Consider the following 11,370-nt stretch of genomic DNA (forward strand, 5'->3'; position numbering starts at 1 on the left):
ACGCACTTTATCTCGAAGCCAAGTCTTCCACAATAGGGGGTTTTCCCGGAACAACACTCAACTTTGAATAGACAAAACAAAAAAGCTCTCTAATAAAAGAGAGCTTTACAATAACGGTGATAATAATCGTGAAGTTGATTCCATCATTCGTTTCCATATTGGTCTTTTTCGGAACGTTTCAAGGACGATTTCTTCTGAGCATGCTAAATCATTTAAGTAATCATTTACGAGCGTGTGGGTACTCTTTGTGCGGTATAAGAACGCATTTACTTCAAAGTTCAAGTGGAAACTTCTCATGTCCATATTGGAAGTACCAATGGAAGCTAATTCATTATCAACGATCATGATTTTTCCATGCATGAAACCTTCCTTATAAGCAAAGACCTTAATCCCTGCTTCCAATAGCTCTGTAAAATAAGAACGAGATGCATAATAAACAATCCGTTTATCCGGGCGATTGGGCACGAGGATCCTAACGTCAATGCCACTTAATGCTGCTACTTTTAACGCTTCTAAAATATCATCATCGGGTATAAAGTATGGAGAAGCAATCCAAATTGAATGCTTAGCCGAGACAATCATGGAAAAGAAGACATGCTTAATAACTTCCCATTCATTATCAGGTCCACTCGCAAGCATTTGGACCCCACCTAAACCATCATAATCAACCAGACTTGGTGATAAATACTCTGAGGTTAAGTGAGCATCGCCAGTCATGTAATACCAGTCTTGCAAGAAGATCAGTTGCAAACTTCTAACTGACTCCCCTTTGACATATAAGTGCGTATCGCGCCAAAAACCAAAGTAAGTGTGCCGTCCTAAATATTCATCTCCAACATTTAATCCCCCGACAAAAGCAGCATCACCATCAACCACTACGATTTTTCTATGATTCCGAAAGTTAATCTTGTTGTTTAAAAACGGCAATCGCACAGGAGAGAATGGTACAACTTCTACCCCAGCTTCTTTCATTTCTTGTTTGTAGTCGTTTGATAATTTCCAACTACCTACTGCATCATATAAAAATCGTACCTTAACACCTTCTTGAGCTTTTTCAATCAGAATGTCTTTAATCTCTTTACCAATTTCATCATGACGGACAATATAATATTCCATATGAATGTGATGCTTGGCTTTCCGTAGTTCATGCAATATCCAACGGAATGTCTCTTCTCCATTTGTTAATACTTTTGTTTCTGTATTAAACGTTATCGGAGAATGACCAAGTCGTTGAGCTAGACGAAACAAAAGCTTTTGGTGATCGCCCATTTGAGCCATTTGTTCATGCTCGATATGTTGATCCCCTTCTATTTTGCGAAAGGCTTGCTCATCTAGCTCCCCTTTTTGTTGGAACATTTTCCGTTTACGATAGTTCTGACCAAATATAATGTAAAAGAAAAATCCTACAATTGGAAAAGCAGCCAACACAAGAAGCCAGGTTAATGTCTGAGAAGGTTGACGATTCTCAAAGAAAATTAAAATCCCAATAAATACAGCAGACATTGTAAAGAGAATGGAGATTGTTCCAAGGAGCCATCCCTGCCAATACTGTTGCGTTAAATATAAAGTTGTTAAAACAAGCGCTAGAAAAACTAAGACTTGTATCCGTTTGAACATAAGCGTGTTCCTTTCTTATAAAACCATACTTTTTAAGCTATATATATGTACGAATTAAATAAAATAATGTTCCTCTTACATTTTACATTCGTCTTTTATATTAACCAAGAAAAACGCGGCAACCTTTTACTGGGTTGCCGCGTTTATTATTGCTTTACTTCTCTGGGAAGTAGTGACTTAGATTGTTTAACGCATCGGTTGGGAATATGACTTTCCCATATTCGGCTAAGCGATGAACAGTTAATTGTGACTCATGACCAAATTCTAGAACTTGGCTTAGCACATTTTCTTGTTGCTCATCTGTTAATACACCATCAGGGAATTGTACGAATAAATAGTACGTTCCTTCATAATGATATAGTTGATCATCAACATAACTATTGTTTTGGAAGTAATGACTGAGCTGAATTACATGTTCGAAGTCTTCGAATCCGATCACAAACGATAAAGGTGCTGTACTTTCGGATTCAAGTTCTTCGCTTTCATCCTCTTCCTTACCTTCTTTTGATTTGCTTGATTCAGAATCTAACATAGCCTCAAGTTTTTCATCCATTGGCATATCAATGGTCTTACCATCCTCAGATGGTAACTCTAGCTTATGTCCATCCTTAGAAATCTGGGCTTTGGTTACTACTATTTCTAGGCCTTTATCCATAGCCTGTACTTGAATCCATAATGGACCGTCTATATTAAAATCTTCTTCGTCGTTTACTTCATCCATCATCTGCCAGAAGAGCTGTTCACTTTTATCTCTGTTGTACCAGATCTCTTCACGGTCAAACCCACGATCTTCAATATCCATATAAGATACATAAAACTTCACGGTGTTTTCATTAATACGTTCGATTTCCATTGAACTCGCTCCCTTCTGTTCGTTTATTTTAGGTGGAAGGGATAACTTCACCTTCATATCATTACCTCTTTACTATTCACCTTACCCTAATATGGGTAGTTTCAACCATTCGATGTGCTTCATGTTTGATGTTCTTTGTTATTATTTTATGATACATGAAGGCATATTGAAAATAGAATTGCTCAATATGATGAAAAACAAACGAATGACCTACTTCAGTACTCCTTGACATCATTATCACCTTCGACTATATTGAGAAAGTCGAGGCTATAATCGCCTAGAGTTAATTTAATATTGTATCTTATCTTACTTTCTTTGTCACTAGGGATTAGGAGGTTTTTTTCGTGGATTGGGAGATTATTCAGTCGATCCTTATCATCATCGGGATTGACATTGTGTTAGGTGGAGATAACGCCATTGTAATTGCATTGGCCAGTCGAAACCTACCAGAGCATCAACGCAACAAAGCAATATTCTGGGGAACAGGCTTAGCAATTGGTATTCGCGTGCTACTTACAGCAGTAGCTGTTTACTTATTACAGATTCCATTCTTAAGTCTAATCGGTGGTCTATTACTTATTTATATTGCAGTTAAGTTATTAACGGATCATGATGATGATCCAAATATCGAAGCTGGTGACAGTCTCATGAGTGCCATCAAAACGATTGTGTTTGCTGATCTTGTTATGGGATTTGATAATGTACTAGCCATTGCAGGTGCAGCACATGGTAACATTTGGTTAGTTGTAATTGGTCTACTTGTTTCTGTACCAATTATCATTTGGGGAAGTAAGTTAATTCTTACTCTTATGGAGAAGTTTCCTGTCTTGGTCTATATCGGTGCAGGAATTTTAGCATACACTGCTGCTGAAATGATTTTAGGGGAAAAGAATTTAGAGTCCTTTTTCCATGAATACGCATCTTTAGAGTGGATTATACCTATCGCAACCATTGGATTTGTACTTCTACTTGGATACTTCTTTAACAAACGTAGTACTAGTGAGGCTTAAATTCTATTAATTTATGAAAATGTCTAAGTGAAATGAGTCACTTAGGCATTTTTTTATTTGGTTGATTATTTCACTAAATCCAAAACCATAAAAAACCACTGCAGCCCATACCTATGTAGGTGAAGGTGCAGTGGTTTTTATTAGTTTACAAGACGCTGAGCTTCTTGTAGTTGGAAAGAACGTACTTTACGAGGTAGGAAGCGACGGATTTCGTCTTCGTTATATCCAACCTGTAAACGCTTTTCATCAACAATAATAGGTCGTCTAAGCAGACCCGGATGTTCTGTAATCATATCAAATAGATCTTTTAACGGAAGCTGATCTAAATCAACATCCATCTTCTGAAATACTTTTGAACGCGTAGAGATAATTTCATCAGTACCGTCCTCTGTCATACGTAAAACTTCTTTAATCTCATCAATAGACAATGGCTCCGAGAAGATGTTACGTTCTTGGAACGGAATGTCATGTTCCTCTAACCATGCTTTTGCTTTACGACATGATGTACAACTTGGAGAAGTATAAAGTGTTACCATACAATCTTCACTCCTCAATTTTTTAAATTTATAAAATGTATTCTTTTAATCACTTATTAGATTAAAATAAATGTAATGTAGTTTCACTTAAATTAAGTATACTACATTTCCTCCAAAAACGATAGGTATAGATAAAAATATAATTTTTCTGTAACAAAACTTATACAAGGCCTAATATATATGTACATTACCCCATTACCATTCTCAATAAACTTCTTTTTTTGATAAATCTCGACTTTTTATCTAACCTAATTGTTCTTTATTACGTATACGTAAAACATACCCTAAAGGTTTCAAAATAAAATAAAGAAAACTTGCCGATTTGCTTCTTTGCTAAAATTTTATTCTTTCTTAACGTGCAAAAAAAACAAGCAGGAGACCTTAATACCCGTCACCTGCTTGTTTACTTTTTTATTATGCTTTTTCTGGTTCTTCTAAAGCATTGAGGATATCTTCCATCTCTCGGTCCTCATCAAGTGTTAAAACTTCTTCTACAGGCTGGTAGGACTTTCCGTAGAGCTCTTTATCCTTGTACGTATGAATGGACTCATACATCTTTTTCATTTTCTCATAAATGGATTCTTCAGGTTCGTGTTCAGGGGACCAATAGAGGATTTCCATATGGTTCATTTCATTGGTTGCAAGGGAACGTCGTGAATAACCAATGGATTGTGCGTGTTCGAACCCTTCTTTTTGGTAGAATCGGAGGCGTTTCTCAGTATCGGTATCATCATAATCAACCGGTTCGACCTCAAGGATAATAGGTTTTCCTTTAGCCTTCAGTTTTTCAATTAGTTGGTGTCCAATTCCCTGGCCTCGTGTTTTCGTAGAGACCCATACATAATCAATAAAGATAAAGGAATCGAACTCGGCGTACATGAGTACATGATTTTCACTCTCATCTTTTCTGTACACATCGCCTTTTTCTTTTAGGAGCATTTCCATATGCTCACGTGACTTCATTTCCTCTACTGGGAAATACTTATTCAGCTTCTCATACCAATTCATTGATCTACTCCTTTTTGTGTAGTCCTTATTATTATAACGAAAATTCACTCTTTTGTTAAATTTTAACCAGATATATCAAATTCACGTCAACTATACCCAAACTTTTCATATACATAAACATAAGCTACAATAACATTAGATACATAAGGAGGCGATGATCCCTGAGTAACTTAATCTTGGATATGATGTTAGTCGGTCTTTCAATCATTGGATTAACAGCATTCTTAGCCGTAATCGTACAAGGAATTGGACAAGGACTATTTGGACGAAATCAACAAGATGAATACCTCAGTAAATCGAGATCCTTTCAGACGCATTGGCGCGGAATTGGCGGAAAGAATCAGAACAAAAGCGCAAGCGCCCGTTTAGCAACGAAGGGACTGGACTGAGCCCGTAATACGATAAAGGAAACACGATGAACCTTGGTGAATCGATGTTGACTTATCGTACGGAGGCGAGGGAAGTCCATTCGTTGCTGGGCGCTGAAGCTGGACTTATCCCCACTCTCATTAAAGAGTTAAACACAAGCTAGCAATTTTATAATTTCCTGACAGTGATAAAAAGCCTACCACTTAACTTTATAGTGGTAGGCTTTTTCGTTTTTCATTATTTTATACTCGATTATGATTCTTTATCTAAAGGTGTATAATCAACATTTTCCGAATAAGAGTTCAATGGATTCCATAGCAAGAACTCTTGAATGCCATTTTCATTAAGGGCACGGATTTGAGCCTCCACATCATCTTTATCATAATATTTTGTAGGTTCATTATGATATAACCAAGGTGCACTAAAGTCTTGAATCCAAGGACGAGAAGTTGGTGGATCCTCAAGTTCACCTAAACGCTCGTTTTCAACCTTCGCATACTCTGTAACCAAACGATAAGGCTCTTTATCAGGGAATGGGATACCAAAGTACGATGTCCAGTGTGACGGATAAATCATGGAAGATATTACGTCTACGTTTTTAGAGATTTTTGTGAAGTTTTGACCAATACCTGGTGCTTCAGGTATAGTCGCTGAATAACCAAAAATATCTACAGATACATCAACACCGTAATACTCTAATTCTTTTCTAGCATACTCAACAAAATCTGTAACAGCTGTTACTCGTTTTTGTACATCGTCTAATTCGAGATCTTTATATTTTCCTTGATCATAATTTAAAATGTCATCACGTTTTTCGAATCCTTCTGGGAAACGAACATAATCAAATTGAATATCTTTAAAGCCCATTTTAGCAGCCATCTTAGCTACTTCCACGTTGTAGTCCCAAACCTCTTTTAAGAATGGGTTTACAAAAGACTCACCTTTACCATTCTCCCAAACCTGGCCGTTCTTCGTGAACGAAAGATCTGGACGTTTCTTAGCTAATTTAGAATCCTTAAATACTACAACTCTAGCGATTGGATAAATATCATGCTTCTCTAATGTTTTTAATACTTCTTTAACATCTTTGATATAGTTAATGCCTACATCCTCATAAGGAGAACCTTCTTCAGGTTTAAATGTTAAAATGCCGGCATCTTCTTTAATATCAATAACCATACTGTTTAAATCTGTTTCATCAACCAGCTTCAATAACTTTTCAAAACGACTTCCACCCGCACTTGGACCAGTAACATAGATTCCTCTCACGGCTTCTGGATATTCAAAATCAAAACCAGAATCATAGACAAAACGTGGTACTGGATCTGGTAGTTCTCTAGATTGAAGCTTCATTTGATTACCAGAATGAAAGACTACTTTTTGAACTTTCGCCTTTTCTTCATCTGATTGTTTCGCTTCCGTATGTAACGGGTAAACAAGACTAATTAGGAGAATTCCTATGAGGGACAAAATCTTGAGTTGTTTTTTCTCCATACACGCATCGACTCCTGAAATTTTTTTAGTTTAATTCCATTATAAAAGAGAACAAACACCTTTTGGGAAAGATTTTTAAATTTTTCCTTATCTGTATAAAAAATAAGCCCTTTTACTTAACTCTATGTTCTGTTCGATCTAACTTTACCACTATTTTCAAAGACAAAACCTAAATATGGAAATACAACGTGTAAAATAAGCCTCACCTTAAGAAAAGATGAGGCTTACATTATTATTTAATTTCTTTTTTATACTGTTCAAATTCTTTTGTTGTACACAGTACCCAGTGGCCTTCATTCACTTCACGGAATTCAGGCTCTTCACTTGTATCATGCTTAGATGGATCATAGTTGAAACGTTGGCGGTTACGCTCATAGTCAGGATCAGGTAAAGGAATCGCAGATAAAAGAGATTGCGTATAAGGGTGCATTGGGTTCTTATACAGCTCATCACTATCTGCTACCTCAACAAGTCTACCAAAGTACATTACACCAATACGGTCAGAGATGTATTTTACCATGGATAAGTCGTGAGCGATAAACAGGTACGTTAACTCCTTTTCTTGCTGAAGCTTTTTCAATAAGTTAACAACCTGCGCCTGAATGGATACGTCCAATGCAGAAATTGGCTCATCCGCAATAATAAAGTCAGGATCTACAGCCAATGCACGTGCAATACCAATACGCTGGCGCTGACCACCACTGAACTCGTGTGGGTAACGCTGTGCGTGCTCTTTATTTAGACCAACTGTTTCAAGTAATTCTTGAACTCTAGCCTTTCGAGCGTTTTGGTCTTTCGCAAGTCCATGAATATCTAATCCCTCTGCAATGATATCTTCAACTGTCATACGAGGGTTAAGGGATGCATATGGATCTTGGAAAATCATCTGCATTTTCTGATTAAATTTCTTCATTTCATCACGGTTTTTCTTTCCGTGTACATTCTCACCATCAAATAAAACTTCTCCGTCTGTAGCGTCATAAAGGCGAATAATCGTACGACCTGTTGTAGATTTACCGCAACCAGACTCACCTACAAGTCCGAACGTTTCCCCTTTATAAATGTCGAATGTCAGACCATCAACAGCTTTAACGACACTATTACGACCCGTTTTAAAATGTTGTTTTAAGTCTTTAATTTCTACTAATTTTTCCTGGCTCATGCGTTATCACCTTTTTCTGAGGCGCCAGTGTTCGCAAAACCTTGCATACGTTTCTGAACAGATTCAGGTGGCTCAACTTTTGGCGCATTTTCGTGTAATAACCAAGTTGCTGCGTAATGGGTATCTGAAACTTGGAAGAATGGTGGTTGCTCTTCTTCATCAATCTTCATTGCATACTCGTTACGTGCAGCAAAGGCATCACCTTTTGGAGGGTTTAATAAGTCTGGTGGAGTACCAGGAATAGCAAATAATTCACTTTCTTCATCATCTAGTGTAGGCATTGAACCCAGAAGTCCCCATGTGTATGGGTGTTGAGGATTATAGAAAATATCATCAACGGTTCCTAGTTCTACAATTTTACCTGCATACATTACGGCTACACGATCTGCTACGTTTGCAACAACACCTAAGTCGTGTGTAATGAAGATGATCGAAGTTTCTGTTTTATGCTGTAAATCTTTCATAAGTTCTAAGATTTGAGCTTGAATTGTAACGTCAAGAGCTGTTGTTGGCTCATCGGCAATCAACACTTTAGGATTACAAGCAAGTGCAATCGCGATTACAACACGCTGACGCATACCACCAGAGAATTGGTGTGGATATTGGTTAATACGCGCTTTCGGGTTCGGAATACCTACCATTTCTAACAATTCAACAGCTCGTTTTTTCGCTTGAGAACGGCTCATTTTTTGGTGTTTAATAAGCCCCTCCATAATCTGGTTTCCAACTTTCATCGTTGGGTTCAAGGACGTCATAGGGTCCTGGAAAATCATAGATAAATCGCGTCCGCGAATTTTTTGTAATTGGCGTTCATTCATCTTGGTTAAGTCTTTACCCTCAAGAAGAACTTCACCTTGTTTAATTCGTCCAGGTGGTTGTGGAATAAGACCCATTAAGGCTTTTGTTGTAACAGACTTACCTGATCCAGACTCACCTACAATGGCAAGTGTCTCCCCTTTTCGAAGTTCAAAGCTAACACCGCGGACAGCTTTTACTTCTCCACCATATGTGTCAAATGATACATGTAGATCATTTACTTCTAGTATATTTTCCATTATTCAACACCTACCTTTCTACTCACGCATCTTCGGATCAAATGCGTCACGAAGACCGTCTGCCACAATGTTAAATGCAATCATAATTAAGGAAATGATAATCGCAGGATAGATCATCAAGTAAGGGAATGTTTGAAGGGATTGGAAACCTTCATCAATTAACGTACCTAATGATGCTACCGGTGGCTGTAAACCTAATCCGATAAAGCTTAAGAATGCTTCGAAGAAAATTGCACCTGGGATCGTAAACATCGTATTAATCACAATTAGACCCGTTACGTTTGGTACTAACTGTTTCATTATAATACGAGAGTCAGAAGCTCCTAATGTTCTAGATGCAAGCACGAATTCTTGGTTCTTTAATTTCAATACTTGCCCACGTATGATACGTGCCATTGGTATCCAACCGGTTATGGTTAAGGCGATCGTAATCGATAATATACCTGGGCTCAGGATTAAGATCATCAAAATTACAACTACGAGGTTCGGAATACCAATCAAGATCTCAATAATACGCTGCATGTAGTCATCGACCCGACCACCGTAGTAAGCAGATATCCCTCCATATGCTACACCAATGACCATGTCAATAAAAGCAGCTAGGACTGCAATATATAATGAGATTTGTGTACCTTTCCAAACACGTGTCCATTGGTCACGGCCTAATGTATCTGTACCAAACCAGAAATATTCATCTTCAAAACCCTGGTTTGCATATACATCGAATTCTGCGTCAACAATAGCTGGTCCACCGTTCGAACCATCGTCAACAACCGTCATTTCAATATTTTCTTCATCACGCTTAAAGCGATTTATAGCGTCTTCTTTTGCATCTTCTAATGTTTCAGCCTCAAATGTTCGATGCATGGTTCCTTGGAAAGGTAACCAGTCTATATTTTCAAGCCCCTGTACCTTTGGTGGTAATTTAGAACGGATCAAGTTCTGCTCATCAAATCCATAGTCATTAAAAAATGGACCAGCTAGAGCCATGAATGTGATTATAATTAATACCCATGCTCCAATTAGAGCACCAGTATTTTTTTTCAAACGCATCCAAGAATCTTGCCAAAAGGTTAAACTAGGTCTACTAATTTTTTCGCTGGTGTCATCTTCCCTCTCTAAGGGAACAAATAAGTCTTTATCGTAATCTTTGTTAGCCATACCTTACTTCTCCCCTCCAGCAAGTCGAATTCTAGGATCAATTACACCATAAAGTAAATCGACGATTAGTATAATGAAAATAAATAGGAAACCAGTGATTAATGTGAAGCCCATAATAATTGGGAAGTCATTGGTCATAACAGCTTGCACGAATGTGTCACCTATTCCTGGTATTGCAAAAATGTTTTCAATTACTAGGTTACCAGTAAGTAGAGCAATTGCCATTGGTCCAATGATTGTAACCAGTGGAATTAAAGCATTTCGAAGGCCATGTTTAAATAGTACACCTAAACGGTTAACACCTTTTGCTCTTGCAGTGGTAATAAAGTCAGAACCTAGTACTTCTAGCATTTCAGTTCTCATAAAACGAGCTGCAATCGCAATCGGGAACATGGCAAGAGCTATCGTTGGCATGATGGTATATTCGAAGCCTTCCCAAAAGGCAACTGGTAGCCACCCTAATTTAACCCCAATGTAGTACTGTAATAAGCCTGCGAATACGAAGGATGGTATTGACTTACCTATAACAGCTAAAAAAGTGGATCCATAGTCTATCGGGCTGTTATGATATAAAGCTGCGAATATCCCGAGTAATAGACCAAATGCAAGACCGAATATTAATGCTTGTGCACCTAATTGTATAGAAGGTCCTGCACGCTCAATCAAAATTTTTGTTACACCTCGGTTATCCTGTTGGAAAGATATCCCTAGGTCACCTTGAGCTAGATTGGCTAAATAGTTTACATATTGAACAGGAACAGGGTCATTTAAGCCATATTTCTCTTTAATAATTACCGCTTGTTCTTCTGTTAACTTATCCTCCATCATTAATGGAGAACCCGGTAAAAGTTTCATTAAGAAAAATGAAAATGTTGCAATTAGTAACATTGTAATGAACATATAAACGATTCTTTGAAATATATAACGCGCCATTCCAACACCTCCAATTTATATTTGAATGACATCTCTTGTCGAAAGTTGACGGAAAATTCACCATTGTACAAATATTACCTTTACAAGGTAAAAGAGAGCATATGCCAACTCTAGGTGGACATATACTCTCTTCCAATTAAATTGGTTTAAAGTTACATTCGTTCTTTGCTTA

11 protein-coding genes are annotated in these 11,370 nt (G+C 37.5%); 2 read left to right on the top strand and 9 right to left on the bottom strand.

Annotated features, from left to right (window positions below):
• Positions 1-105 precede the first annotated feature (105 nt).
• Positions 106-1,617, bottom strand: coding sequence for a cardiolipin synthase (gene cls, locus H514_RS0117260; RefSeq protein ID WP_027448077.1), 1,512 nt, complete (start codon positions 1,615-1,617; stop codon positions 106-108).
• Positions 1,618-1,771: 154 nt separating this feature from the next.
• Positions 1,772-2,527, bottom strand: a complete 756-nt coding sequence (gene mecA / locus H514_RS0117265; RefSeq protein ID WP_407946839.1) for an adaptor protein MecA — start codon at positions 2,525-2,527, stop codon at positions 1,772-1,774.
• A 287-nt stretch (positions 2,528-2,814) separates the two neighbouring features.
• Between mecA and H514_RS0117270 the strand changes: the two genes are divergently transcribed.
• On the top strand, positions 2,815-3,480 hold the full coding sequence (locus H514_RS0117270; protein ID WP_027448079.1) for a TerC family protein: 666 nt from the start codon (positions 2,815-2,817) through the stop codon (positions 3,478-3,480).
• A gap of 140 nt (positions 3,481-3,620) precedes the next feature.
• On the opposite strand, the gene spxA is transcribed toward H514_RS0117270, so the two are convergent.
• Together spxA and H514_RS0117280 are read right to left on the bottom strand one after the other, a co-directional pair.
• Entirely contained in the window at positions 3,621-4,016 is a 396-nt protein-coding gene (gene spxA, locus H514_RS0117275; RefSeq protein WP_027448080.1) for a transcriptional regulator SpxA, read from the bottom strand.
• A 414-nt stretch (positions 4,017-4,430) separates the two neighbouring features.
• Positions 4,431-5,024: a GNAT family N-acetyltransferase gene (locus tag H514_RS0117280; protein WP_027448081.1), complete on the bottom strand. Its 594-nt coding sequence runs from the start codon at positions 5,022-5,024 to the stop codon at positions 4,431-4,433.
• Between the two features lie 176 nt (positions 5,025-5,200).
• Between H514_RS0117280 and H514_RS23400 the strand changes: the two genes are divergently transcribed.
• On the top strand, positions 5,201-5,413 hold the full coding sequence (locus H514_RS23400; protein WP_154657403.1) for a hypothetical protein: 213 nt from the start codon (positions 5,201-5,203) through the stop codon (positions 5,411-5,413).
• Positions 5,414-5,645: 232 nt separating this feature from the next.
• Here H514_RS23400 and H514_RS0117290 read toward each other — a convergent pair whose 3' ends face one another.
• The 5 genes from H514_RS0117290 to opp3b all read right to left on the bottom strand — a co-directional run bounded on the left by H514_RS0117290 (position 5,646) and on the right by opp3b (position 11,198).
• Positions 5,646-6,887, bottom strand: coding sequence for a putative glycoside hydrolase (locus H514_RS0117290; RefSeq protein ID WP_027448082.1), 1,242 nt, complete (start codon positions 6,885-6,887; stop codon positions 5,646-5,648).
• 232 nt (positions 6,888-7,119) lie between these two features.
• Positions 7,120-8,049, bottom strand: a complete 930-nt coding sequence (locus tag H514_RS0117295) for an ABC transporter ATP-binding protein (protein ID WP_027448083.1) — start codon at positions 8,047-8,049, stop codon at positions 7,120-7,122.
• Positions 8,046-9,104 (bottom strand): ABC transporter ATP-binding protein, encoded by a 1,059-nt coding sequence (locus tag H514_RS0117300; RefSeq protein WP_027448084.1) that lies wholly within the window; start codon positions 9,102-9,104, stop codon positions 8,046-8,048. Before H514_RS0117300 ends, H514_RS0117295 begins: the two co-directional genes overlap by 4 nt.
• Positions 9,105-9,122: 18 nt before the next feature.
• Positions 9,123-10,265, bottom strand: coding sequence for an oligopeptide ABC transporter permease (gene opp3C / locus H514_RS0117305; RefSeq protein WP_027448085.1), 1,143 nt, complete (start codon positions 10,263-10,265; stop codon positions 9,123-9,125).
• 3 nt (positions 10,266-10,268) lie between these two features.
• The gene (gene opp3b, locus H514_RS0117310; RefSeq protein WP_027448086.1) at positions 10,269-11,198 is read right to left on the bottom strand and encodes an oligopeptide ABC transporter permease; all 930 of its coding nucleotides are present in this window, start codon (positions 11,196-11,198) and stop codon (positions 10,269-10,271) included.
• Positions 11,199-11,370 lie beyond the last annotated feature (172 nt).

It is taken from the genome of Pontibacillus marinus BH030004 = DSM 16465 (genome assembly GCF_000425225.1).
Lineage (GTDB): Bacteria > Bacillota > Bacilli > Bacillales > BH030062 > Pontibacillus > Pontibacillus marinus.